This window comes from Megamonas sp., from assembly GCF_986095205.1.
The window spans coordinates 22,912-47,679 of the sequence record NZ_CFQVBI010000052.1; the positions used below are offsets into that span (position 1 = coordinate 22,912).

25 protein-coding genes are annotated in these 24,768 nt (G+C 32.0%); 8 read left to right on the forward strand and 17 right to left on the reverse strand.

Annotated features, from left to right (window positions below):
* Positions 1–13: 13 nt before the first annotated feature.
* From AC5LAX_RS07200 to cobU, 3 genes are all read right to left on the reverse strand, one after another.
* Positions 14–652, reverse strand: coding sequence for a histidine phosphatase family protein (locus AC5LAX_RS07200; RefSeq protein WP_266286599.1), 639 nt, complete (start codon positions 650–652; stop codon positions 14–16).
* A 36-nt stretch (positions 653–688) separates the two neighbouring features.
* Entirely contained in the window at positions 689–1,483 is a 795-nt protein-coding gene (gene cobS / locus AC5LAX_RS07205; RefSeq protein ID WP_018998567.1) for an adenosylcobinamide-GDP ribazoletransferase, read from the reverse strand.
* Positions 1,484–1,610: 127 nt separating this feature from the next.
* Complete coding sequence (cobU, locus tag AC5LAX_RS07210) at positions 1,611–2,159, reverse strand: bifunctional adenosylcobinamide kinase/adenosylcobinamide-phosphate guanylyltransferase (RefSeq protein WP_115150952.1); 549 nt, start codon at positions 2,157–2,159, stop codon at positions 1,611–1,613.
* 93 nt (positions 2,160–2,252) lie between these two features.
* On the opposite strand from cobU, the gene AC5LAX_RS07215 reads away from it, so the two are divergent.
* Positions 2,253–3,188 (forward strand): bifunctional riboflavin kinase/FAD synthetase, encoded by a 936-nt coding sequence (locus AC5LAX_RS07215; RefSeq protein ID WP_008538958.1) that lies wholly within the window; start codon positions 2,253–2,255, stop codon positions 3,186–3,188.
* Here AC5LAX_RS07215 and AC5LAX_RS07220 read toward each other — a convergent pair.
* Positions 3,170–3,793 carry a hypothetical protein gene (locus AC5LAX_RS07220; protein ID WP_008538957.1) on the reverse strand — a complete coding sequence of 208 codons (624 nt, stop codon included), beginning with the start codon at positions 3,791–3,793 and terminating at the stop codon, positions 3,170–3,172. The genes AC5LAX_RS07215 and AC5LAX_RS07220 overlap by 19 nt on opposite strands.
* A gap of 237 nt (positions 3,794–4,030) precedes the next feature.
* On the opposite strand from AC5LAX_RS07220, the gene greA reads away from it, so the two are divergent.
* Positions 4,031–4,507, forward strand: a complete 477-nt coding sequence (gene greA / locus AC5LAX_RS07225; RefSeq protein WP_008538956.1) for a transcription elongation factor GreA — start codon at positions 4,031–4,033, stop codon at positions 4,505–4,507.
* A gap of 65 nt (positions 4,508–4,572) precedes the next feature.
* A complete protein-coding gene (lysS, locus tag AC5LAX_RS07230) occupies positions 4,573–6,015 on the forward strand; it encodes a lysine--tRNA ligase (protein WP_370763773.1) in 1,443 nt (480 codons plus the stop codon).
* A gap of 58 nt (positions 6,016–6,073) precedes the next feature.
* Here the strand turns inward: lysS and AC5LAX_RS07235 are convergent, their stop codons facing one another.
* Positions 6,074–6,670, reverse strand: a complete 597-nt coding sequence (locus AC5LAX_RS07235; protein WP_118035687.1) for a sugar O-acetyltransferase — start codon at positions 6,668–6,670, stop codon at positions 6,074–6,076.
* A gap of 118 nt (positions 6,671–6,788) precedes the next feature.
* Between AC5LAX_RS07235 and AC5LAX_RS07240 the strand changes: the two genes are divergently transcribed.
* On the forward strand, positions 6,789–7,682 hold the full coding sequence (locus AC5LAX_RS07240) for an AraC family transcriptional regulator (protein ID WP_288909565.1): 894 nt from the start codon (positions 6,789–6,791) through the stop codon (positions 7,680–7,682).
* 30 nt (positions 7,683–7,712) lie between these two features.
* Here the strand turns inward: AC5LAX_RS07240 and AC5LAX_RS07245 are convergent, their stop codons facing one another.
* The 3 genes from AC5LAX_RS07245 to AC5LAX_RS07255 all read right to left on the reverse strand — a co-directional run bounded on the left by AC5LAX_RS07245 (position 7,713) and on the right by AC5LAX_RS07255 (position 9,435).
* Positions 7,713–8,330, reverse strand: a complete 618-nt coding sequence (locus AC5LAX_RS07245; RefSeq protein WP_008538948.1) for a LysE family translocator — start codon at positions 8,328–8,330, stop codon at positions 7,713–7,715.
* A gap of 75 nt (positions 8,331–8,405) precedes the next feature.
* Entirely contained in the window at positions 8,406–8,804 is a 399-nt protein-coding gene (locus AC5LAX_RS07250; RefSeq protein ID WP_008538947.1) for a GNAT family N-acetyltransferase, read from the reverse strand.
* Between the two features lies 1 nt (position 8,805).
* Positions 8,806–9,435, reverse strand: a complete 630-nt coding sequence (locus AC5LAX_RS07255) for a hypothetical protein (RefSeq protein ID WP_022228298.1) — start codon at positions 9,433–9,435, stop codon at positions 8,806–8,808.
* Between the two features lie 125 nt (positions 9,436–9,560).
* Here AC5LAX_RS07255 and speD point away from each other — a divergent pair, with 125 nt between their 5' ends.
* The gene (gene speD, locus AC5LAX_RS07260) at positions 9,561–10,028 is read left to right on the forward strand and encodes an adenosylmethionine decarboxylase (RefSeq protein ID WP_008538945.1); all 468 of its coding nucleotides are present in this window, start codon (positions 9,561–9,563) and stop codon (positions 10,026–10,028) included.
* Between the two features lie 9 nt (positions 10,029–10,037).
* Here the strand turns inward: speD and hydF are convergent, their stop codons facing one another.
* From hydF to AC5LAX_RS07290, 6 genes are read right to left on the reverse strand one after another with little or no spacing between them, the layout of a single operon-like run.
* On the reverse strand, positions 10,038–11,231 hold the full coding sequence (gene hydF / locus AC5LAX_RS07265; RefSeq protein ID WP_288909564.1) for a [FeFe] hydrogenase H-cluster maturation GTPase HydF: 1,194 nt from the start codon (positions 11,229–11,231) through the stop codon (positions 10,038–10,040).
* 20 nt (positions 11,232–11,251) lie between these two features.
* Positions 11,252–12,670 (reverse strand): [FeFe] hydrogenase H-cluster radical SAM maturase HydG, encoded by a 1,419-nt coding sequence (gene hydG, locus AC5LAX_RS07270; protein ID WP_288909563.1) that lies wholly within the window; start codon positions 12,668–12,670, stop codon positions 11,252–11,254.
* 31 nt (positions 12,671–12,701) lie between these two features.
* Positions 12,702–13,775 carry a [FeFe] hydrogenase H-cluster radical SAM maturase HydE gene (hydE, locus tag AC5LAX_RS07275; protein WP_288909562.1) on the reverse strand — a complete coding sequence of 358 codons (1,074 nt, stop codon included), beginning with the start codon at positions 13,773–13,775 and terminating at the stop codon, positions 12,702–12,704.
* A gap of 19 nt (positions 13,776–13,794) precedes the next feature.
* Positions 13,795–15,537, reverse strand: a complete 1,743-nt coding sequence (locus tag AC5LAX_RS07280; protein WP_288909561.1) for an NADH-dependent [FeFe] hydrogenase, group A6 — start codon at positions 15,535–15,537, stop codon at positions 13,795–13,797.
* 16 nt (positions 15,538–15,553) lie between these two features.
* On the reverse strand, positions 15,554–16,795 hold the full coding sequence (locus AC5LAX_RS07285; protein WP_008538938.1) for a complex I 51 kDa subunit family protein: 1,242 nt from the start codon (positions 16,793–16,795) through the stop codon (positions 15,554–15,556).
* 17 nt (positions 16,796–16,812) lie between these two features.
* Positions 16,813–17,313 (reverse strand): NADH-quinone oxidoreductase subunit NuoE family protein, encoded by a 501-nt coding sequence (locus AC5LAX_RS07290; RefSeq protein WP_288909560.1) that lies wholly within the window; start codon positions 17,311–17,313, stop codon positions 16,813–16,815.
* A gap of 241 nt (positions 17,314–17,554) precedes the next feature.
* On the opposite strand from AC5LAX_RS07290, the gene AC5LAX_RS07295 reads away from it, so the two are divergent.
* The 3 genes from AC5LAX_RS07295 to AC5LAX_RS07305 are packed head-to-tail and all read left to right on the forward strand — an operon-like array spanning position 17,555 to position 21,063.
* Positions 17,555–19,477 carry a hypothetical protein gene (locus AC5LAX_RS07295; protein WP_288909559.1) on the forward strand — a complete coding sequence of 641 codons (1,923 nt, stop codon included), beginning with the start codon at positions 17,555–17,557 and terminating at the stop codon, positions 19,475–19,477.
* Positions 19,461–20,327 carry a hypothetical protein gene (locus tag AC5LAX_RS07300; protein WP_288909558.1) on the forward strand — a complete coding sequence of 289 codons (867 nt, stop codon included), beginning with the start codon at positions 19,461–19,463 and terminating at the stop codon, positions 20,325–20,327. Before AC5LAX_RS07295 ends, AC5LAX_RS07300 begins: the two co-directional genes overlap by 17 nt.
* A gap of 1 nt (position 20,328) precedes the next feature.
* Positions 20,329–21,063: a DUF6339 family protein gene (locus AC5LAX_RS07305; protein WP_288909557.1), complete on the forward strand. Its 735-nt coding sequence runs from the start codon at positions 20,329–20,331 to the stop codon at positions 21,061–21,063.
* 56 nt (positions 21,064–21,119) lie between these two features.
* Here AC5LAX_RS07305 and argH read toward each other — a convergent pair whose 3' ends face one another.
* From argH to argF, 3 genes are all read right to left on the reverse strand, one after another.
* Complete coding sequence (argH, locus tag AC5LAX_RS07310) at positions 21,120–22,544, reverse strand: argininosuccinate lyase (protein WP_018998544.1); 1,425 nt, start codon at positions 22,542–22,544, stop codon at positions 21,120–21,122.
* Entirely contained in the window at positions 22,544–23,758 is a 1,215-nt protein-coding gene (locus tag AC5LAX_RS07315) for an argininosuccinate synthase (protein ID WP_288909556.1), read from the reverse strand. Before AC5LAX_RS07315 ends, argH begins: the two co-directional genes overlap by 1 nt.
* 77 nt (positions 23,759–23,835) lie before the next feature.
* A complete protein-coding gene (argF, locus tag AC5LAX_RS07320; protein WP_008538911.1) occupies positions 23,836–24,765 on the reverse strand; it encodes an ornithine carbamoyltransferase in 930 nt (309 codons plus the stop codon).
* Positions 24,766–24,768: the final 3 nt, after the last annotated feature.

The window sequence follows — 24,768 nt, forward strand, 5'->3', positions numbered from 1 at the left end:
TAAACCTCGTTAATTAAGAAAAACGACCTAATTTTGGCAATTGTGTAAGGCTAAGATGTGCTGTGCTATTTAATAACTCAACATTGATTTTATCGCCATAAAAAGTAACGATATTTACAGCTGTGTTATCTTGTCTTAAAGTCCAAATATAGCGAAGTGGCATATGCAAAGCATAAGCAAGTAAAGTGCGTAAAATTCCACCATGAGCAGTGATGGCAATAGTTTCATCAGGGTGTTTGTTTACAATATCTAATAGAGCTTCAACGCCACGTTTTTGCACTTGAGAGAAAGATTCTCCTTCAGGCATAGTCAAAACATCTGGAGTAGAAAACATAGTTTCGATTTCATTAGGCCATTTTTCATGAATTTCATCATAAGTTAAACCTTCCCAAGAGCCGAAAGAAACTTCGCAAAGGCGTTTATCTTTGATGATTGGCACATTAAATTTTTTAGCGATTATTTCTCCAGTGATATAAGCTCGTTTTAGATTACTGCTATATACTCTATCTATATGAGTAACAGGAAAATTTTCAGCTAGTTTTTCAGCTTGTGAAATTCCTTCCTGAGATAATTCAATATCAGATTGTCCCTGAAATTTTCCAGAACTATTCCAAAGTGTTCTACCATGACGAATTAAAATAAGCTTAGTCAAAGAAAATCCTCCTTAATTTTTAACTTGAAAATTAAATCATATAAAAGATTGTGCTAAGACAAAAACAAATAGAACTACTAATTCACCTATTTCTGCAGTAGCACCATATACATCACCTGTTAAACCTCCGATTAGATTTGCAACATAGCGATTGAACAAATACATAACGATTATAGTAAAGATAAGAGCAATAACGCCAATAGTGCCTAGAAGTAATGAAATGATAAATGTGAAAAGAAGAGCAAAAGCCATACTTTTTTTAGAAGAATATTCATGAAAAGCTTTGCCAAGACCTTCTTTGCGAGCATAAGGAAATAAGACTACAGCAATGCTCATGCAACAACGAGCGATAATCGGCATTAAGAATAAAGCAAATAAGCTGTTGAAAAATTGAGCATGAGTAATATAAATATTTTGATTTACCATTAAATCAGTAAACATACTATATTTGCCAATTAAGACTAGAATTAAACAAGTAGCACCATGAGCACCTACGCGACTATCCTTCATGATTTCTAAGATACGTTCGCGTTTTCTTCCTGATAAAATACCGTCCATAGTATCAGTGAAGCCATCGCAATGGAGAGCTCCTGTTAAAAAGATATTGCAAAATAGAAGGATAAAACCTATGAGATGTGCTGATAGATAAATATTAAAACTAGGCAATAAATAATATATCACATAACCCACTAGAACATATATTATACCTAAAATTGCACCAATTAAAGGGAAAAATTTAACACTGCCACCACAAGCTTTTTCAGACCAATCAAGATTTTTCTTAATAGTGATGCGTGTTAAAAATTGTAGACCCAATAAAAAATTATTCACTAAAAAATACCTCCTTAAAAATAATATGTTCGTTTCTTTATGAAAAATTTTTATTCATTCAAAAGAAACGAACTGACGAGAATAATTTATATAATAGATGAAAAAACATAAAATATAAATATAAAAATTATTTTATTTTTACAGGAATACCAGAAACAACGAGATAAACTTCAGTGGAAGCTTTAGCGATTTGTTGATTGCAAAGTCCTGCTAAATCGCGATATTTTCTAGCAAGAGCATTTTCGGGAACTATGCCAGAACCGACTTCATTAGTTACAAATACACATGTTTTATCTGTATTTTGTGCTTGTACTGCTTCAATTAGAGCTGACATCATATCCTTAGCTCCAGCAGATAATTGTTCCATAGAGTATGCTTGTGTTTGTTCACTGCAAAGATAATTGCTTAAATAAAGTGTCAAACAATCAAATAGAATTATATCGTGATGACAAAAAGCTTTATGGATAGCTTTTTCAGCGTGAAATGGTGCTTCAAAAGTTTGCCATGAACTAGGACGGCGTTGTTGATGTAATTTCACGCGATAAGCCATCTCATCATCATAGATTTGTGAGGTGGCGATATAGGCGATATCTTGACCGTGAGTTTTTACATAATCTTCGGCAAAACTGCTTTTGCCACAGCGAGCACCACCAGTTATTAAAATTATTTTGCCCATAACAAGGCTCCTTTGCGTATAGATTTATTTTTTAGATGAAGTATGTTATTCTAAATTATATATAAATTTTAAGTAGTAAAGAGGTAGAATTGTATGCAAGTTTTTTCCTCGCTTTTGGATATAAAAAATTTAAATTTGCAAGGTAAAAATTTGGCTGTTGCTTTAGGGACTTTTGATGGTGTACATATAGGTCATCAAAATGTCATAATGCAAGCTGTCAAATTGGCTAAAGAAAATCAAGGATTAAGTGCTGTATTTACCTTTAGTAATCACCCGTTATCTGTGATTGCTCCAAAGCGTAAACCTTTGATTATCAATGATACTTTAGCCAAGATTAGAGATATTGAAGCTTTAGGTGTAGATTTTTTATTTAATATTGAATTTAATCTAGAACTTTGTCAGATGGAACCAGAAGCTTTCGTTAAAATGTTGAAAGATTATTTATCTCCTAAATTTTTAGTTACAGGTCCTAATTATAGTTTTGGGGTAAAAGGATTAGGAACACCGGATTTATTAAAAGAACTTGGAGAAAAATATGGTTTTAAAGCATATATGCAACATTTTATTTATTGCCATAATAATATGGTAAGTAGCACTGTCATTCGTAAAGCATTAGCTGAAGGTGATTTAGATTGTGCAAATAAAATGTTAGGTAAGCCATTTAGCATAGATGAAGAAGTAATTCATGGAAAAAAACGTGGTCGTTTATTAGGTTTTCCAACTGCTAATTTAGCCATAAAAGCAGAACGTGCTATGGTGCCAAATGGTGTCTATGTTGTTGAGGCTTATGTGGAAGGGAAAAAATATCAAGCTGTAGCTAGCGTAGGTACAAATCCAACATTTGAAGATATCAGCCGTCGCGTGGAAGTAAATATTTTTGATTTTCAACAAACTATCTATGGACAAATCATACGTGTTGATTTTCTAAAAATGCTTCGTAGGGAAATAAAATTTACTTCTGTTGATGCATTATTAAATCAAATGAAAAAAGATGTAAAACAAGCTAAAGCTTATTTTGTGAAGGAATAATTATAATTTATTTGGAATTTATCTTTAGCAGGAGTACTAACAGCAGAAGTATCGATTTGTTTATCTGCCATTAAAGGATTTTCTGTTTCGTCAGTGGCATCATCAGGAAGATATTCAGTTGTATCTATAGGTAATTCAACTGGTAAATTAGTTATGCGGAAGCTTTCTAAATATTTATCTGTAGGTTCGACTTGAATGATGAGTTTTTCTTTAGCCTCATTTTTATAAATATAGCAAGTATTGCCTTCAAACATTTGTCTGTCTGCTTTACCAAATACTTGTTCTATTTTATAGGAAGTCATGCCAGTTTTTAATTTGTCGTTGTGATTATAAGTATCATCAACAATAATCATATCAACTATTTTTTTAGTATCATTATTTATGCCAATTTTGTTATTATTTTTATAAACATAATATGTGATTTTTTGACCCCAAAGATAGTTTTGTTCATCATAACGAGGCGTACCAAATTGAGCAATCATATCTTCATAATTATCACCTAAAGCTAAGTTGTTGTAGTGCAAATTATTTTTTGTAGGAGCAAAGGTCATACCCATAGAAAGGATACTAAAACAAAGGCAGAGAATAATTAGATAAAGTCGCATAATAAAACTCCTTTTCATTATAAATTTTTACAAGTAAAAGACAAATTTTTCTATGATATGTATAGTATAAATGTCTCAAAAACTACTGTCAAAAATTGACAAAATACCGTAAAACCTATATAATATTTGCTGATTGCAAAAAGGTAGTGTCAGGCGTTAGCTTGGCACTTCTTCTATTATTTTTAACTATTGTATGATTTTGTATAATGAATTGTATGACTGAAAGGAAGCATTAAAATGGCAGATAAGCGAGTAGTTTTGACCGAAGAAGGCTTAAAGAAGCTAGAAGAAAAACTTGAATATTTAAAAAGTGTCCGTCGTTTAGAAGTTGCTGACCGTTTGAAAGCAGCTATCGCACTAGGCGACCTTAGTGAAAACTCTGAATATGATGATGCTAAAAACGAACAGGCTTTCATTGAAGGTGAAATTCTCACTTTAGAAAGCCAGATTAGAAATAGTGAAATCATCAAAGCTGATGATAGCAATAAAGATGTAGTACATCTTGGTAATACTGTAGTAATCAAAGATATGGAATATGATGAAGATGAAACATATACAATCGTAGGTTCTACAGAAGCAGATACTACAGAAGGTAAAATCTCCAATGAATCTCCTGTTGGTATGGCTATCTTAGGAAAAACTGTAGGAACAGTAGTTCAAGTAAAAGTGCCAGCTGGTACTTTAGAATATAAAATTGTAGAAATTAAAAAATAAGAAGAGGAGGACTTTCGTTGGCAAAACAGCATATAGAAGAAAAACAACAAGATATCAATGAACTTATGCAGGTGCGTCGTGATAAGATGCAAGCTTTCATAGATAAAGGTATTGAACCATTTGGTCGTAGTTATGATGTAACTCATCATGCTCAAGAACTTTTAGACCAATTTGAAACTTTAGGAGAAGAAACTGTAGTGCGTGTAGCTGGTCGTTTAATGGCTGTTCGTGGTCATGGTAAAGCTAGCTTCACTGTTGTTTCTGACCTTAGCGGAAAAATTCAGGCATATTTCCGTCTTGATAACCTTGGCGAAGAAAAATATGGTGAATTTAAATTATTAGATATCGGTGATATCATCGGTGTGGAAGGTACTTTATTCAAAACACATCGTGGCGAAATCACTATCAAAGTATCTGATTTCTCTATTTTAGCGAAGTCCCTTCGTCCATTACCAGAAAAATTCCATGGCTTAAAAGATGTAGAAACTCGTTATCGTCAACGTTATTTAGATTTAATCGTAAATCCAGATGTACGTCAGACTTTCATCACACGTACAAAAATCATTAAATCTATTCGTAACTATTTAGATAGTCGTAACTTCTTAGAAGTTGAAACACCTGTATTAAGCCCAATCGCTGGTGGTGCAAATGCTCGTCCATTCATCACTCATCATAATGCACTTGATATTGATATGTATCTTCGTATCGCTACAGAATTATATTTAAAACGTCTTGTAGTTGGTGGTTTTGAACGTGTTTATGAAATTGGTCGTATTTTCCGTAATGAAGGTATTGACGTAAGACATAATCCGGAATTCACATCTATCGAAGTATATCAAGCATATGCAGACTTCAATGAATTAATGGACTTAGCAGAAGGTATCATTAAACAAGCTGCAATGGATGCTTGTGGCACAACTAAAATTACTTATGAAGGTACAGAAATTGACTTAAGTAATTTCCGTCGTGTTACAATGAATGATATTGTTTTAGAAACTACAGGCAAAGACTTCAGCAAAGTTCAGACTTTAGAAGAAGCACAAGCAATTGCACAAGAATTAGCTGTTCCTTGTGAAGGTAAACATTCTATTGGCGAAATCTTATATGAAGTATTCGATGAAAAAGTAGAATCTACTTTAATTCAGCCAACTATTGTAACACAATATCCAACAGAAGTTTCTCCACTTTCAAAACGCAATAAAGAAAATCCTGCATTCACTGACCGTTTTGAAATGTTTATTTATGGTCGTGAACTTGCAAATGCTTTCTCCGAGTTAAATGATCCAATTGATCAGGAACAACGTTTCATTGATCAACAAAAAGCTCGTGAAGGTGGCGATGACGAAGCTCATATGATGGACCATGATTATATCACAGCTCTTGAATATGGTCTTCCACCAACATGTGGTCTTGGTATCGGTATTGACCGTTTAGTAATGTTCTTAACAGACAGCTCTTCTATTCGTGATGTACTCTTATTCCCAACAATGAAACCAATTGAAAATTAATTAAAAATTAATTATAAGATAAGAAAACCAGTAGATTATATATCTACTGGTTTTTTGTTTAATTTTTATTATTGATTTTACGGATAACTTTACATGGATTGCCAACAGCTAATGAATTAGGTGGTATTGATTTATTAACTACACTTCCAGCGCCAATTACTGAATTTTTACCGATAGTCACTCCTGGTAAAATTATAACACCACCACCAATCCAAACATTATCTTCTATTGTTACAGGTAAAGCATACGTATTGAAAAATGCGTGTGGATTATTATAAGACCAATTATCAAGTAGACGGTCACTAATATTTACAGGATGAGTAGCTGTATAAATTTGAACATTAGAAGCGATTAAAACATTATTGCCAATAGTTATTTTATTACAATCAACAAAGGTACAATTAATATTGATAATTACATTATTGCCAATAGAAATATGTTGACCATAATCACAATAGAAAGGTACATCAATTTTTACATTGTTACCTATTTTGGCAAATAATTCAGATAGAATATTGTCTTTTTGTATGGTATCTTCAAATTTAGTCTGATTGTATTGTTTGGTGAGTCTGCGAGCTTTAGTAATAATAGAAACTAATTCATCATCAATACAATTAAATTGTTTACCTTGTAAGCATTTAGATAATTCACTCATGAAAATATAACCTCCTGTTATTTTTCTTTATTATAATAAATGGAGGTTTTTATTTGTGTTATTATATAATTAAAATATATAAATATCTTGCAAATTTTATAAAGTGAGTGAATTGAAAATGAGAGATTTATTAATAGATAAAAATAAACAAGAATTAAAGCAACATGGTAATGTAGAATTTCCTTTTAGAATAGGATATGAAGATATTTGGCAATATTATAATGGAAAATTTGCTTGTCATTGGCATAAAGAAGTAGAGTTTACATATGTATATCAAGGTAAGATGAGATATCAGGTCAATGATAAAATTTATGAATTAAAGAAAGGGCAATGTCTATTTATCAATGCGAATACTTTTCATAGAGGTGAACATATCAATAAAGAAGAATGTAAATATTTTGCAATGACTTTTAATATACATTTTTTAGCTAATGAGGAAGAATTAATTTATAAAAAATATGTATTGCCTGTTATTTACAGTAAAAATTTATCATCTTTTGTGTGTTTACCAGAAAATAAATTAGAAAAGAAAATAATAAAACAAGTAAAGTATATTGATAAATGTTACCGAAAACAGAATTTATTTTATGAATTAGAGATAAAGGAACATCTGTTAAAATTATGGCAAATTTTATGGGAAGCTTTTGAAAGTGAAATTGAAATAGATATAGATAGAAATTATTATAAACAATTAATAAAAATAAAGCAGATAACGCAATTTATACATAAACATTATGCAGAAAAGATAACTTTGCAAAATATAGCTGATAATTTACATATATCTATAAGTGATTGCAGTCATAGTTTTAAAAAGTTTATGAAAGAAAGTATATTTGAGTATATCTTGCATTATCGTATTCAACAAAGTCTTTATTTATTACAAGATAAAGAATTATCAATTTTACAGATATCTTTAAAAGTTGGATTTAGTAATACTAGTTATTATAGTAAATTATTTAAAAAGTATATGAAAATGACACCTAAAGAATATAGAAAGCTCTTGAAAAATTAGAGGTATTTCTAAAATCAAGAGCTTTTTAAATTAACTTATGATTAGGGCTAAGCTGATAAAGAGTAAAACAATACCTTGAATATAGCCCATTATTTTGTTGAAGTTTTTTACGTTTAAAATATAGTCACGAACTTTGCCAGCGCAGATAGCGACTAGGGAAAATATTATAAGTGTTTGTAAGCCAAAGATAAATCCTAAAAATGCAATTTGAAGGCTGACGCTATCAGAATTTAAATTGACAAATTGAGGTAAGAAAGCTAAGAAAAATAATAATACTTTAGGATTTAAAACATTCATGATGAGCCCACGACGATATAATTTAAAAAAGGAAGTACTATTATTTACAGCGTTTAATTTTAAATTGCCTTGAGCATGGAATGCTCCCCAAGCAAGATATAATAAATAAGCAGCACCAATATATTTTAAGGTGGCAAAGGCAAGTGGTGATTGTTGAATGATAGCAGCAACACCGATGATTACAAGCGTTGTATGAAAGATAAGGCCAGTCGTTAAGCCTAAGGCTAAGCTAATACCAGCTTTAGTGCCATCAGCTAGACTTTTAGCAAGTAAATACATGATATCTGGTCCAGGTGCTAAAGTCAGAAGCACGGAAGCTATCAAAAAATATAAAAGAGTAGTTAATTCCATAGATAAACACCTCGATATGTATAAAATAAAACCGCACTTAAGTTAATAAATGCGGTTTTGTATTAGTATTATAAATTAACGAGCTAATACTTTAGCACCATCTAATACATTAAATCCTAATTTGGAGAAGAAGGAAGCATGGAAATCATCTGGAGCAAAAGCAAAAAGATAAGGATAATTTTCGTATTTAGCTTTTACTTGAGCAATTAATTCATCATTGATGCCTTTACCACGATAGTTTGGTGCAACAACGAGATAGCGAATATAAGCTGTCATTTTGCCATCATCAACTACAGTGATAAGTGCAGCAAGTTCATTTGTATCTTTATCCCATGCAGAAACTACAGTGCCTGCATTGTTGATAGCTTCAACTAATGTTTCTTCGTATTTAGCATCAGGATTACCAGATACTGTGAAGAAATCTAAAAGAGTTTTAGCATCAAAATTTTTTTCTTGAGAGTAAGTGATATTCATATTATAATTCACCTTTCTTTATTTTTATTGATTGTTTTAATAGCGATTTTAGTTCAGCTTTTTTATTGAGATTTGATGAAGCATCTTTAGCAAGTTCTGTTAACATTCCCCATGTAGAGATTTCATCAAAATATTGACGTCTATCAGAGATTTTAAATGTTTTATTCAATGGGCGATAATATACCCAAAGATTTACTGATATATAACTATTTAAAAGCGGAGAACCATCTAAACGAGAGATGGAATGATAATAATGTTGATACATAGTAGGGATAGTATAACCAACTACGACATCAGCATCTAATAAATCAGCTGTATCTTTTAGTGTATCAAGATTTTGATTATAAGTAAAGTTGGATTGTTTTATCGCAGCATAAATACTGTTTTCATCAATATATTCAACTGCTTGTAAGGTATCATTTAGAGGAACATGCATTTCTTGGGTTAAATTGTTATAGAGTAATTGATTGACATCTGGATAACGTTGACTACTGGAAAGCGTAGGTAAAATAGCCACTTTCAATGTCTGTTTTTGGGGTGTTTCTTGTTTGATAATGTCTTGAGCAAAACCTATTTGCATAAAGCAAAGATAACAGCAAAAGCATATTAAAGTCATAACTTTTTTTAACATAAAAATCACTCCTTAAAGCTAATATATTCTATAATTATTATATATTATTAATCGATTGATATATATAATAATTTTTATAGCTATGATATAATATTAGTAAATTTTAAGGCAGGGAGAGAAGCGATGTGAAGATTTTAGCTAGACAATTAACTGTAGATATGTACGATTGTAAAAATAAAGATTTAAGTAATTATGAAGATTTGCGTGAGTCCTTGGACATGGCGATGAATATGGCTGGATATACACCGATAGAAGTTCGTGCTCAATTATGGAATGAAGAACAAGCTATTGTATTTATTTTACTTCAAGAAGGTCATGCAGTAGTGCGTACGTATCCAAAATTAAAATATGTTGCTAGCGATGTATTTATTTGCCAAGAAGATGGTAAACCTGAAAAAGCAATTAAGGCTTTGAAAAAATTAATGAAGCCAGAAAAAATAAGAATGACTTATTTAAAACGTGGCGATTTTGGTACGGTCAAAGATGTTAAACCACGTATAAAAATTCGTATTGCACCACTTAGACCACTTCGCAGTATAAAAAATAAAGGTGCTAAAGTTATTAAAACTGTAGCACGCAGAATAAAATTATAATTTATGAAATTAAAAATCAGAAAATACATGTAAGGTTCTATTTAAAATGCCGTGAATGTAGGCAATAGTAGTACCATAATTGCTCATGGGTATATTTTGCTCATGAGCTTTTTTTAATCTTGATTGCATTTCCGCTTGATTGAGCATACAGCCACCGCAGTGAATGATTAATTTATATTTAGATAAGTCATCAGGAAATTCTGTGCCAGAGGTAAAAATAAATTCTGGGTTGGCTTTAGTATAATTTTTTATCCAATTAGGTAATTTCACAGTGCCAATATCATCACATTGGCGGTGATGTGTACAGCCTTCAGCAATTAAAATTTTATCATCATCTTTGATAGTATCTAAGATTTTAACAGCATTTACTTGTCGCTTTAAATCTCCTTTATAGCGAGAAAAGAGAATTGAAAAAGAAGTTAATTCTATATCTTGAGGAACGATTTTATTTACCTTGCCAAAAACTTGGCTGTCTGTGATGATGAGTTTTGGTTTAGTTTTTAGATTGGCTAAAGTATGTTCTAAATTATCATCTTGAGTCATGATGGCAGTAGCACCAATATCGAGTAATTCACGGATTACTTGTTGTTGTGGTAAAATAAGTCGCCCTTTAGGAGCTGCTTTATCAATAGGAATTACCAACACTACAGTATCTTTGGGATTTACGATATCTTTTAAGATAAATTTTTCTTGTTTAGTTTTGGCTACTTGTACAAGTTTAGATTTTAATTCTTCAATACCTGTTTTTTCTTTGGCACTGATATATACATATTGTTTAATATTTTCATTTTGTGGTTTGAAATCAGGCACTAAATCGACTTTATTATAAGCTACGATATAGGGAATGTTTTTATCAGTGATTAATTTTAAAATATCTCGGTCAAAATCGGTAAAATCTAAAGTAGCGTCAATGACTAAAATAGCGATATCAGTTTTATTTAAAATTTGTTTAGTTTTTTCTATACGCAATTTGCCAAGTTCGCCAATATCGTCAAGACCAGCTGTATCAATGATATTTACAGGGCCAAGTGGTAAAAGTTCCATGGCTTTATGCACTGGGTCTGTTGTCGTTCCTTTGACTGGAGAAACTACAGCGATATTTTGATTAGTTAAGGCATTCATAATGCTAGATTTACCAGCATTACGAATACCAAAAAAAGCGATATGGGTGCGATTGGCAAGTGGAGTTTGATTTAAGTCCATAATATACACCTTATTTTTTATTAAAATCTGAAATCACGTTGACCTTCAGCGATTAAATGAAGTTGTTTAGTTACGATATCGCGAACTTTATCGCTTTTAATTTGCGCTAATTGTTCATGAATTAATTTATCTCCCACTTGTTTTGTATCATTACTAGCATAATCGCAAAGATATTCTTTAAGTGTCATTAAAGCGTTAGGTAAACAGCAATTGGAGATTTGACCACTTTTGCATAAGCTCATAAATCTATCTCCTGTTCTACCTTCACGATAGCAAGCTGTACAGAAGCTAGGTACAAAACCTAATTTCATAAGCCAATTTACGACTTCATCTAAGGAGCGATTATCGCTTACATCAAATTGGCTGGAATTTTCTTCGGGAGCTTCTTTTTCGGCATAGCCACCAACGCTAGTGCGAGAGCCACCACTGATTTGAGAGATACCAAGTTGCAATACTTTTTCACGACAAGCTTGGCTTTCACGAGTGGAAACAATCATGCCAGTATAAGGAACAGCAATGCGGATACAAGCTACGATTTTGGCAAAAGTATCATCATCAATACCATTATCAAAAGTAGATGGATCGATATCATCAGCACGACGGATACGAGGAACGCTGATAGTATGAGGACCTACGCCAAAGCGTGCTTCAAGATGTTCTGCGTGCATGAGTAGACCTGCAAATTCATAGCGATATTTTTCTAAGCCAAATAATACACCACAGCCAACATCATCAATGCCACCTTCCATAGCTCTATCCATAGCTTCTGTATGATAAGCATAATTATGTTTTGGCCCTGTTGGGTGAAGTTGTTCATAGCTTTCTTTATGGTAAGTTTCTTGGAATAAAATATAAGTGCCGATACCTGCTTCTTTTAATTTGCGATAATTTTCAACAGTTGTAGCAGCGATATTGACATTAACACGGCGAATAGCGCCATTTTTATGTTTTATGCTATAAATAGTTTTGATGCTTTCAAGTACATATTCGATAGGATTATTTACTGGGTCTTCGCCTGTTTCTAAAGCAAGGCGTTTGTGTCCCATATCTTGAAGGGCGATGACTTCGCGTTTGATATCTTCTTGAGTTAATTTTTTTCTAGCGATATGTTTATTTTTAGCATGATAAGGGCAATATACACAGCCATTAACACAGTAATTAGAAAGATAAAGTGGCGCGAATAGAACAATTCTATCGCCATAAAAATCATCTTTAATTTTTTTTGCTAGAGCGAAAATTTCTTCATTGAGTTCAGGAATATCACAAGCTAAAAGCACAGAAGCTTCGCGGTGAGAAAGACCTTTTTCAAGTTTTGCTTTAGCTAAAATTTCAGTGATTAAAGCTTTATCATGTTTATGTTCATCAGCATAAGCAAGAGTAGATAAAATTTCTTCATGATTGATAAATTCTTCTGCTTTAGAGGATTTTGGATTGTACAAATCTATCAACTTCTTTCTTTAGAAATATATATTAAGACATTAAGCTATCGCCTCTACTAGAGGTTACATGATAGCCATGTTCTTGCAAGGCATTTGTTAATTTTATGATACCTTCTAAAGATTCGCCACCTGTTATTTTTTTATTATTATATAAAGTATAAAGTGAACGAATATTTAAAGGTGAAATATTAGGCATGATGACATTAGCGCCAGCTTCAAGACCTTTTATAGTTCCATTCGGAGCTAATGTGGCAAGTGCAGTTGTTGCTGGCAATAAAACTTTAGGCAGTAATAAACGAATTATAGCCAAGATGACTAAAGTCAAATCAACGCTACCTGCTGTTTTATCTTTAAACGGTGTTTGCTCATGCGGAATAAAAGGGCCAGTGCCTATCATATGAGGACGAAAATCACTTAAAAATTCTAAGTCATTCAATAAATCAGCTAAAGTTTGATATGGCGAGCCAATCATCATACCGGCTCCCACTTGATAGCCAATATCTTTTAAATTTTTTAGGCAGTTTAAGCGATTATTTAAATCCATTTTTGCTGGGTGAAGTTTTTGATAATGTGAAATATTAGCTGTTTCATGACGAAGTAAATATCTATCTGCTCCAGCGTCAAAATATTTTTGATAGCTTGCTTTTGTTTTTTCACCGATGGATAAAGTGATAGCACATTCGGGATATTTATTTTTTATCTCTTTAATTATTTGTATCATTTTATCATCAGAAAAATACATATCTTCCCCTCCTTGTAAGACAAAGGTGCGAAGATTATTTTTATAGCCTATTTCACAAGATAATAATATTTCTTCTAAGGATAGGCGATAGCGAGTAGCTTTATGATTAGAACAGCGAATACCGCAATAATAGCAATCATTTTTGCAGTAATTGGTAAATTCAATAAGACCGCGCAAAAAGACATTATGTCCGTATGATTTTTCGCGAACAAAGCGAGCCGCTGCAAATAGATATTTGCTAAGCGGCCCTGCATAGGCTTCTTGAGATAATTCATCAAGAAGTTTTTTTATTTTTGATTTATTAAATTGGGGATTGATGACTAAATCATCAATGATGTTTAATGAATTTAATTTAGTTTCCATAATGAATTATTTCAATAAATTATTTTTCAAAATCAAATTGTTTTTTACGTGCTTGGTAATGAGTATGCAATAATTTATGAGAAATTTCACTACCTGGTTTTTCAAGAAAATCTTTATAGAGTTGTTTTAAATATGGATTTTCATGAGATTTACGATATTTAGTATTTTTATCTATCTGATAGATGGATTCCATGCGTTTTTTATTTACTTCCATAGTTGTTCCGATAGGTTGACCACCGCCACCTAAGCAACCACCTGGGCAAGCCATTACTTCGATGAAATCATATTTACATTCGCCAGCACGCAATTTATCCATGAGGATTTTGGCATTATTTAAAGTATGAGCTACAGCGATGTTGATAGTTTTATCGCCAATATTGATTTGAGCTTCTTTGATACCATCAAAACCGCGAACAGGAGTGTATTCAACATTTTTCATTTCTTCTCCTGTGAGCCATTCGTAAGTAGTGCGAAGTGCAGCTTCCATAACGCCACCAGTAGCACCAAAGATTGCAGCAGCACCTGTAGCAGTACCCATAGGATTATCAAATTCACTTTCAGGGAGATTTTCAAAATCAATACCGATATATTTAATGAGTTTGATTAATTCACGAGTTGTCAATACTGCGTCAGTATCAGGACGACCATCATGAGCCATTTCAGGACGAGTGATTTCATATTTTTTGGCAATACATGGCATGATTGCTACAGTGAAAATATTTTTAGGGTCGAGATTTTCTTGTTTTGCATAATGTGTTTTAGTGATAGCGGAGAAAATCTGCATAGGAGATTTTGTAGTAGATAAATGGTCTAAAAGGTCAGGATAATGTTTTTCCATATAATTTACCCAACCAGGACAGCAAGAAGTAGCCATTGGCATTTTTTTGCCAGATTTTATGCGTTCGATTAATTCATTAGCTTCTTCTGTGATAGTGAGGTCAGCACCATAGTTTGTATCAAATACTTTATCAAAACCAATCATGCGAAGTGCTGTAACCATTTTTTTAGTTACAATAGAGCCTTTTGGCATACCAAATTCATCGCCTAAAGCTATACGCACACTTGGAGCTGTTTGAACGATAACAGTTTTATTAGGGTCAAAGATGGCATCAAGAACACGGTCAGTATCATCTTTTTCTACTAATGCACCTACAGGGCAAGCAAGGCTACATTGTCCGCAAAGCACGCATTTTGTATTATCAAATTCAGCATCAAATGGAGTTGTTACATGAATATTTGTACTGCGTCCAGCAAAACCTAAAACTTCAATACCTTGAATTTCTTTACAAGCACGGATACAACGACCACATTTTACGCATTTTTCAGGGTCATGCACTAAGCTTGGATTAGCACCACGTTTTTCGATATGTTGACCAACATGAGGAATGTTTGGACGAAGAACATTGAAACGACTGCAAAGTTTTTGAAGTACGCAGTTACCATTACGAGGGCAAGTCAAGCAATTTTCTTCATGGTCAGCCATGATTAATTGCAAAATACCACGTTGAGTATCGCGTACAACTTTTGTATCAGTGAATACTTCCATACCTTCCCAACATTCAGTAGAACAAGCTGCAAGTAAACGGCGTTGACCGACAACTTCTACAGAACATATACGACAACGTGCTTTGATGCGTTGGTCAGGGTGATAGCATAAATGAGGAATATCTATATGAAGCATTTGAGCTGCTTGTAAAATTTTAGTGCCTTTTTTTACACTTATAGGCATATTATTTATTTTAAGATTGATTAACTCTTCCATTAACTTCCAATGCCTCCTAGTTTTTTATTTTAAAGGTATCAGGAAAAATTTTCATAGCGGATTTTAAAGCATTTTGTGCTGTTTCTCCTAAACCACAAAGTGAAGACATAGGCATAACTTTGGCAAAAGTTTGCATAGTTTCTAGGTCTTCTTGTGTATGAGTTTGAGCTTTGATTTTATCTAAGAACATTTTGATATGGCGGTTACCTTCTCGACATGGAGTGCATTGACCACAACTTTCATGTAAGAAGAAATCTTGAGTATAACGTAAGAAATCTATTACAGAAGTACGTTCATCGATTACAAGAATAGAACCAGAGCCGATGACTAAATCATGTTCTTTGAAATCTTCATAAGTATAAGGAACATCTAAAATGCTATCATCAGCTATTTTTCCAGAAGCGCCACCGAATTGAATGAGGCGAATTTTGCGATCACCTTGAATACCACCAGCTAAATCATAAATGATTTCACGGATTGTAGTACCGAATGGAATTTCATATACACCAGGTTTTTTTACGTTACCGCCAACACTTACAAGTTTTGTACCTAAAGATTCACCTACACCGTATTTCATGTAAGTTTTAGCACTATCGCGAAGTAAATGAGGTACGATAGATAAACTTTCTACGTTATTCATGCAAGTAGGGCGAGCGAATAAACCACTTTGTTTCATAAATGGTGGTTTCATGCGAGGGCGACCAGCTTTACCTTCCATAGAGCGGATAAGAGCAGTACCTTCACCACAAACGTATGCACCAGCACCAGAATAGAGATGGATTTTATAATTCCAACCAGTGCCTAAAATATTTTCACCTAAGAAACCATTTTCTTCAGCTTGTTTGATAGCATTTAAAAGGCGAGGGCGGAATCTACTATATTCTGAACGCATATAAATATAACCATCTTCAGCATTTACTGCCCAACCAGCAATGATGATGGCTTCAATTAGATTGAAAGGGTCATTTTTTATTAATTCACGATCTTTAAAAGTACAAGTTTCCCCTTCATCAGCGTTACAAATTACACAATGATGAGGACGTTCTACAGCACGAGCTTGAGACCATTTACGTCCCATAGGATATGCTGCACCACCGCGACCTTTGATTTTTGCTTCAGTTAATAAACTAGCAATATCTTCTTTATCCATAGTAATTGCTTTTTTCAAAGCAGAAAAACCACCGATATTCATATATGATTCAATGGAAAATACATCATATTTACCAAAATTTTCAGTTATGTATTTTACACTACTCATGAAAATACCTCCGTTTCTTAGATGAATTTTTGTAATAAATCTCTAATTTTTTCTTCGCTGTCTAAATGACCGTATACTATGCCGTTTATTTTCACTGCTGGAGCAACATCACAAGCACCAAAGCAAGATACTTTTTCTAAAGTGAATTTACCATCATAAGTTACAGTATCAAAATCAATATTTAAAAGACGACGCAATGTATCAATTAAGAATTCATTATTATTTACTTTGCAAGCGATGCTATCGCATACTTCAATTGGGTAACGTCCACGAGGTTTATCAGATAAAGTATCGTAGAAAGTTATGCAGTCATAAATGACAGAAAGTTTTACGTTAGGAAGTTTTTCTACAATATAGTAAGCTACAATTTTAGGAATATAATGTTGGGGAATTTGTTCTTGAACTTCTACTAGAATACCAACAATTTGAGTGTAATCATAATCGTGAGTTTGTAAGATATTATCAATTTTTTCTTTGAGTTCATCTGTTAGCTCAAATTTTGTGCTATCCTCAATCATGTCATCAACCTACCTTTATATAATATATACAGATAATAATTTTACTTAACTGACTAAATAAAATTTATGTTAGTAATATATTAACATAATTTAGATTTAGAGTGAATATAAAAAAGTGTAAACTTTACAATAAAGATTTTATACAATATATAAGTAAAATAATAGATACTATAATATTATTATAGACAATAGAAAAATTTTTATTAAAATATAGATAGAATTAAATAATGGAGGAAATATAATGAAAATAGGATGGAATTTTCCAAGTAATGATAATGGATGTGTTAATGGTGTTAGTGAAGCGGGTATTGAAACTTTTAGAGGAGATGTATTTAAATCATTAGCAAAAGAAATATGTCAAAATTCATTAGATGCTCGTTTAGATGATAATAAACCAGTAAGAATAGAATTTTATTTGAGTAATATAGATATACAAGATATACCTGATTTTGAAAGATTACAAGAAGTTTTTATTTTATCTAAAAAATATTGGGAAGATAATAAAAAGGCTAATGCTTTTTATAAAAAAGCTGTAGAAATACTTATGTCAAAAAAAATAAGATTATTGCGAATAAGTGATTTTAATACAACAGGAATAACTGGTTCAAGAGAGAAAAAATCCTCTAATTGGATTGATTTAGTGAAGTCTTCTGGCGTATCAAATAAAACAGGAACAGCTGGTGGTAGTTATGGTATAGGTAAAAATGCGCCATTTGCAAGTTCTGAATTAAGAATTGTTTATTATAGAACATTAGATAAAGATAATATACGAGCATATCAAGGAGTAGCTAAACTAGCTTCTTTTGAAGAAGAAAGATTAGATAAGGATAATATTTGGGGGAGTCTTTCTAAAAAAAAGAAAAAAATAATGACTCAAGGTATAGGTTTTTATGGAAATATAGAAAATAATTTACCAGTTTTTGAAGATTTTTCTTTGGATAATTTTAAAAGGACGGAAATAGGTACAGATTTATATATTTTAGGTTTTGTAAAAGATGATGATTGGAAGAATGAGATGATAAAATCTGTATTTAGTAGTTATTTATTAAGTATTTATAATGGCGATTTAGAAATAATAATAGAAAATATATTGATAAATAAAACAAATTTAGAAGATTTAGTACAAGAATATGCAGATGATTTAACTAAAGATTATTATCAGGTTTTATGTTCACCTAATACAGTACATAAAGAAAAAGAATTTGCAGGATTAGGAAATATAACATTAGATATTTTAATAGGAAAAGACTTAAATAAACGAAAGGTTTTAATGGCTAGAGGAAATGGAATGAAAATATTTGATAAAAATCGTATTTCTTCTACTATGCAATTTGCAGGGATTTGCATTTTAAAAGATAGAAAAGTTGATGAATACTTTCGTTCAATGGAAACACAACAACATGATAAATGGGAACCGAATAGACATGATAATAAAAAAGAAGCTGAAAAGATAGTAAAAGAATTATATAAATTTATAAAAGATGAAATAAAAGATTTAGGAAGAAATACAATTTTAGATGAAATGGATGCTGTAGGAGCTAGTGAATATTTACCAGATGAAGTTATAGAGGTAAAAACTAAAGAACAAAACAAAAAAGAAAGTTTATTAAATAAGACGAGTAGTGTATCTAGTTTGAAAAAAATAGAAGTAATAACTTCAAATAAAGAAGGTACACAAATTATTGATGAAGCAAATTTAAATAATGGAAATATTAATGTTGAAGGAGAAATAAATGATAATGGTGATTTAGTAGCTAGAAAAAAACATAATAAGAGTAATAAACAAACAGATTTTAATGTTTATGAATATTTTGGAATACCTTCTAACGAAGGTGATAGTTTATTAGAAAATCCTTCAAAAATAGAGCCATTGAGTTTTAGATTATTTCTTTATGATAAAAATAATAAAGAATATAAATTGAGTTTTGTTCCAAAAAGGAGTTCATGTAATTCATACATTAAAATTTATTTAATGGGTGAACAAGGTAGTATACCAGCTTCAGTAAGTACAGCATATGATAGTAAGAAAAATAAAATGTCATGTAAAAATAATAATATATATATTGGTGATTTAATAGCAAATCAAAAATACACAATTATATATTCTATTGATAATGATGAGTTATGTTCAATGGAGGTATCAATTCATGGATATAATAAATAAACTATATCCTTATCCAGTTTTATGGAAAAATAATGATGATTATATTAATTCTTCATTTGATTGTGATATCAATATAGAAAAAAATTTTGATATTATAACAATAAAAGCAAAGTTTAAGTTAAGGAATAAAGAGATTAATAATTTGATAGAGGAGCAAAAAGCTGAATATTTATTGCATATAGAAGCACCAGCAACTTCATATCGTTTGATAAAGTCTTCAATACAAAATGAATTTTCCTTTGATATAGAAGATGGTCATTTATTAGGGGAAATATCTTTATGTCCGTTTATTGTTGTACGAGAGAAAATAGCAGATTATTATAATTCTAAATTTAATACAGATTATGAAGGTGTAACTTTTAATTTAGATATTGGCAATATTTTAGCTATTGGAACACAATGTAAATTCTCTATTGAAAAGGATACAGAAGACCTTGCAGATGTGCCATCTATTTTTATTGTTTATAAGCGAGAAGATGATGATAAAATAGATATGAAAGTAGAAATAAATTCTGATAAGATACGAATTGGTTTAAATAGAGATGTTTATGAGAATTATAATCATGCAGTGGCATTACAGTCGTCTATGTTGAATATAGTAAATACAGCAATAATATTTCCAACATTGGTGTATGTTTTTGAACAATTAAGAGAAGGATTAGAGGATTATAAAGATTACCGTTGGTTTAGAGCAATAGAAAAACTTTTAAATAAAGAGTCAATATATTTAAATACTGAAACAATGGATAGTATTATATCAATTGATTTAGCACAAAAAATAATGCACATGCCAATAGCGAAAACATTGTTAACTATAAAAAATATAGATGCGAATATAGAGGATGAATAAAGTGAAATTATATTTTATGAAAGAAAATGCTTTGGCATATTTTAAAGGAAATATTAAAAATAATTTGTATTATTACAAAGATGATAATGCAGATTGGATAAAAACTATTTATCCAGATAATCCATTACAAGAATTTAAAATCAAAGTAAATGATTTTAATATGAATATGACAAAAGATAAACCATCAGATACAGATTATTATAATGTTAAAATTTTATATGATAATTTAAAAAATATATCTGATGCACAAGCTACAGATGAACGATTATGGGTAGGATTAGCACATGATTATCTTTTTAAATATATGCAGTATAGATTTAATTTGAAAAATGATGTATTCAATGAAGATAAAATAAAAAGAAATTTCTTTTTTACATATGGAAAGAAAAGGAGTTTAATACATCATCCAATTGCTAGACTTTGGTGGGTAGGTAGATTAACTTATGATAAGACTGCTCAAAATCCATATTATGCAATTGAATACTTAAAAAAAGATTTTCCAACTAAAGTTCTTACATTATTTTCCAGTAATTTTTCTAATAATCCTAAAATAGCAAGAGTATTTTTAGATAGTATAAGGATTATCGAAGAAGATGGAAGAACTGTAACTCGTGAACAGTATCATGAATTAATAAGATATGTAAATATTTTAGGTGGTACAATAATATTAGATTATTTACCAAAAGAATATTTGCAAAGAAAAATAATAAATCATTATTACAAACAAAATAAGTGAAAAGAAAAAGCACGTAAATACAATTTGTATTTGCGTGCTTTCTATATTTAAAGATATTAAAGTTTAATTTGTTTATCTTTGTAGATATCTAATTGAGCTTGTTCTTGAGTTAAGATTTTATCAGCAAGAGCAAGTTGCATATCTACTTGGCTATAAGATGTTCCACCATAGGAATTGCGGTTTTTAACGCAAGTTTCTGGTGCAATAGCTTCATAGATATCTTCTTCAAATAAATCAGACATCTGTTTGAATTCGTCCATAGTTAAATCTTCAAGCCATTTGTTATTTTCAATGCAGTAATGAACAGCATGACCAGATACACTATGAGCTTTTCTAAATGGCATACCTTTTTTTACAAGATAATCAGCAAGGTCAGTAGCATTAGAGAAGTCTTCACGAACAGCTTTAAGCATTACATCTTTTCTAACTTTCATGCCACGGATTAATTGAGCATATACAGCAAGACTGAATTTGATAGTATCAATAGCGTCAAATAAACCTTCTTTGTCTTCTTGTAAATCTTTATTATAAGCAAGAGGTAAACCTTTTACAGTTGTGAGCATAGCCATCAAATGACCAATTACACGACCTGTTTTACCGCGAACAAGTTCGGATACGTCAGGATTTTTTTTCTGTGGCATCATACTAGAACCAGTGCAATGAGCGTCGTCTAATTCTACGAAAGAGAATTCACGAGAGCACCAGAAGATGATTTCTTCGCTGATACGGCTTAAGTGAATCATGAGAATAGAAGCTGCGGATAAAAATTCCATGATGTAATCTCTATCACTTACAGCATCTAAGCTGTTTGCATAAATAGCATCAAAATTGAGCTGTTTAGCAACAAATTCACGATCAATAGGGAAAGTTGTACCAGCAAGAGCACCAGCACCAAGTGGCATAATATCACAGCGTTCATAAACACCTTTGAAACGGGAGAAGTCACGGCTGAGCATGGAGAAATATGCCATCATATGATGAGAGAATAAAATAGGCTGTGCACGTTGAAGGTGAGTATAACCAGGCATGATTACATCTTTGTATTTTGTAGCTGTTTCAGTTAAAGCAGTCTGTAATTCTTTGATTAAATTAATAACTTCAACTGTTTCACGACGTACATACATATGGGTATCAAGTGCTACTTGGTCATTACGGCTTCTAGCAGTGTGAAGACGACCGCCAGCTTCACCGATAGCTTCTGTAAGACGTTTTTCAATATTCATATGAATATCTTCAAGGTCAACAGAAAAATTAAAATCACCTTGTTCAATTTTAGCTAAAATATTTTTTAAGCCGGAGATGATATTATTTTTATCTTCTTCAGTCAAAATACCAACTTTGCAAAGCATGGTAGCATGAGCTATGCTACCAGCTATATCTTCATGATACATGCGTTTGTCAAAGTTAATAGAAGCCTGAAATTCATTGATCATTTCATCTGTAGATTTGGCGAATCTACCGCCCCACATTTGTTCAGCCATTATTTTAAACCTGCTTGTTCTTTCATTAATGCACGAACTTTGAGTGGAAGACCAAAGAGGTTGATGAATCCAGTAGCATCTGCTTGGTTGTAAACATCGTCTTCTTCAAATGTTACGAATTCTTGGCTATAGAGGGAGTATGGAGATTTTGCACCAGCTGGGCAAATATTACCTTTATAAAGTTTAAGTTTAACAGTACCAGTAACTGTTTCTTGAGTTGCATCAACGAATGCTGCAAGAGCTTCACGAAGTTGGGAGAACCACATACCATCATAAACAAGTTCAGCATATTTGATAGCAACTGTTTCTTTGTAATGGAGAGTTTGACGGTCAAGGCAAAGATATTCAAGTTCTTGATGAGCTGCATATAAGATAGCTCCGCCTGGGTTTTCATATACGCCACGGGATTTCATACCAACAAGACGGTTTTCTACGATATCTGTGATACCTACACCATTTTTAGCACCGATTTCATTTAATTTTTCAAGAAGTGCAACAGGAGCAAGTTTTTCGCCATTTACAGAAACAGGAATACCTTTTTCAAAGTCAATTGTGACATATTCAGCTTCATCAGGAGCATTTTCAGGAGCTTTGCTGATTAAGTACATGCTATTTTTTGGAGCGTTCCAAGGATCTTCAAGGTCAGAACCTTCATGGCTTAAGTGCCAGATATTTCTATCCATGGAATAAGTTTTGTTTTCTGTAGCGATTGGAATACCATGTTTTTCAGCATAAGCAATTTCTTGTTCACGAGAACGAAGTTCCCATTCACGCCATGGAGCGATTAATTTGATGTTTGGAGCAAGAGCTTTTACAGAAAGTTCGAAACGAACTTGGTCATTACCTTTACCAGTAGCACCATGAGCAATAGCATCAGCGCCTTCTTCTTTAGCGATTTCAACAAGACGTTTTGCGATAAGTGGACGAGCAAAGGAAGTACCTAAAAGATATTTACCTTCATAAACAGCGCTAGCTTTTAAAGTTGGGAATACATAGTTTTCTACGAAGTCTTCTGTTAAATGTTCAATATAAACTTTAGAAGCACCAGATTTTAAAGCTTTGTCATGAACAACATTTAATTCGTCACCCTGTCCGATATCAGCACAAACAGCGATAACTTCGCAACCATTATAGTTTTCTTTGAGCCATGGAATGATAACGGAAGTATCAAGACCACCAGAGTAAGCAAGGACTACTTTTTTAATATTTTCCATTTAAATTACAACTCCTTAAATTACGATTTTTAAATAGTCATATTTATGTATGGCTATTAGATATATTAACAGATTTATCAGCCCATTAAAAGAGCCATAATTGCTTTTTGTGTGTGAAGACGATTTTCTGCTTCATCAAAAATAACATTTGCATTCTTTTCAAGAACATCTTCAGCGATTTCTTCACCGCGATGAGCAGGAAGACAATGCATTACGATAGCGCGTTTATCAGCTACGCTGAGAAGTTCATTATTGATTTGATAATCTTTGAAGATTTTTACACGTTCATCATGTTCAGCTTCTTGTCCCATGCTTGCCCAAACATCAGTATATAAAATATCTGCATCTTTAGCAGCTTCAAATGGGTCATTTAAGATTTCAATAGTAGAACCAGATTGTGCAGCATCAAGTTTAGCATTAGCTACTACTTGAGCATTTGGTTCATAGCCTTTTGGACTAGCACTAGCAAAGTTCATACCAACTTTAGCACAAGCATACATTAAGGAATGAGTCATATTGTTACCATCGCCGATATAAGCCATTTTCAAGCCTTTTAAATCTTTGCCTTTATGTTCTTGAGCAGTTAAAAGGTCTGTGAGTGCTTGGCAAGGGTGAAGTAAGTCTGTGAGTGCGTTGATTACAGGAATGCTAGCATATTGAGCGAATTCTTCAACAATCTCATGACCGAAAGTACGAATCATTACACCATCAAGATAACGAGAAAGAACACGAGCAGTATCTTTAATTGGTTCGCCACGACCGATTTGAAGGTCGCGGTTGGATAAGAATAATGCTTGTCCGCCTAATTGATACATACCAACTTCAAAGGAAACACGAGTACGAGTAGAAGATTTTTCAAAAATCATACCGAGAGTTTTACCTTTTAAAATGTGATGTTCAATACCAGCTTTTTGTTTAGCTTTTAATTCATGAGCTAAATTTAAAATTTCCATAACTTCATCAGAAGTTAAATCATGTATAGATAATAAATCTTTGCCTTTTAGCATGAA

Bases quoted from the DNA above. Each gene is read 5' to 3' on its own strand.
- AC5LAX_RS07255 (WP_022228298.1), bottom strand. From the start codon at position 9,435: ATGTTAAAAAAAGTTATGACTTTAATATGCTTTTGCTGTTATCTTTGC.
- AC5LAX_RS07250 (WP_008538947.1), bottom strand. From the start codon at position 8,804: ATGAATATCACTTACTCTCAAGAAAAAAATTTTGATGCTAAAACTCTT.
- AC5LAX_RS07215 (WP_008538958.1), top strand. From the start codon at position 2,253: ATGCAAGTTTTTTCCTCGCTTTTGGATATAAAAAATTTAAATTTGCAA.
- AC5LAX_RS07315 (WP_288909556.1), bottom strand. From the start codon at position 23,758: ATGGAAAATATTAAAAAAGTAGTCCTTGCTTACTCTGGTGGTCTTGAT.
- AC5LAX_RS07235 (WP_118035687.1), bottom strand. From the start codon at position 6,670: ATGAGTGAATTATCTAAATGCTTACAAGGTAAACAATTTAATTGTATT.
- hydF (WP_288909564.1), bottom strand. From the start codon at position 11,231: ATGGACTTAAATCAAACTCCACTTGCCAATCGCACCCATATCGCTTTT.
- argF (WP_008538911.1), bottom strand. From the start codon at position 24,765: ATGCTAAAAGGCAAAGATTTATTATCTATACATGATTTAACTTCTGAT.
- AC5LAX_RS07285 (WP_008538938.1), bottom strand. From the start codon at position 16,795: ATGAGTAGTGTAAAATACATAACTGAAAATTTTGGTAAATATGATGTA.
- cobU (WP_115150952.1), bottom strand. From the start codon at position 2,159: ATGGGCAAAATAATTTTAATAACTGGTGGTGCTCGCTGTGGCAAAAGC.
- AC5LAX_RS07290 (WP_288909560.1), bottom strand. From the start codon at position 17,313: ATGATTGAGGATAGCACAAAATTTGAGCTAACAGATGAACTCAAAGAA.
- hydE (WP_288909562.1), bottom strand. From the start codon at position 13,775: ATGGAAACTAAATTAAATTCATTAAACATCATTGATGATTTAGTCATC.
- argH (WP_018998544.1), bottom strand. From the start codon at position 22,544: ATGGCTGAACAAATGTGGGGCGGTAGATTCGCCAAATCTACAGATGAA.
- lysS (WP_370763773.1), top strand. From the start codon at position 4,573: ATGCAGGTGCGTCGTGATAAGATGCAAGCTTTCATAGATAAAGGTATT.
- AC5LAX_RS07280 (WP_288909561.1), bottom strand. From the start codon at position 15,537: ATGGAAGAGTTAATCAATCTTAAAATAAATAATATGCCTATAAGTGTA.
- AC5LAX_RS07240 (WP_288909565.1), top strand. From the start codon at position 6,789: ATGAGAGATTTATTAATAGATAAAAATAAACAAGAATTAAAGCAACAT.
- AC5LAX_RS07295 (WP_288909559.1), top strand. From the start codon at position 17,555: ATGAAAATAGGATGGAATTTTCCAAGTAATGATAATGGATGTGTTAAT.
- greA (WP_008538956.1), top strand. From the start codon at position 4,031: ATGGCAGATAAGCGAGTAGTTTTGACCGAAGAAGGCTTAAAGAAGCTA.
- AC5LAX_RS07300 (WP_288909558.1), top strand. From the start codon at position 19,461: ATGGATATAATAAATAAACTATATCCTTATCCAGTTTTATGGAAAAAT.
- AC5LAX_RS07220 (WP_008538957.1), bottom strand. From the start codon at position 3,793: ATGCGACTTTATCTAATTATTCTCTGCCTTTGTTTTAGTATCCTTTCT.
- AC5LAX_RS07245 (WP_008538948.1), bottom strand. From the start codon at position 8,330: ATGGAATTAACTACTCTTTTATATTTTTTGATAGCTTCCGTGCTTCTG.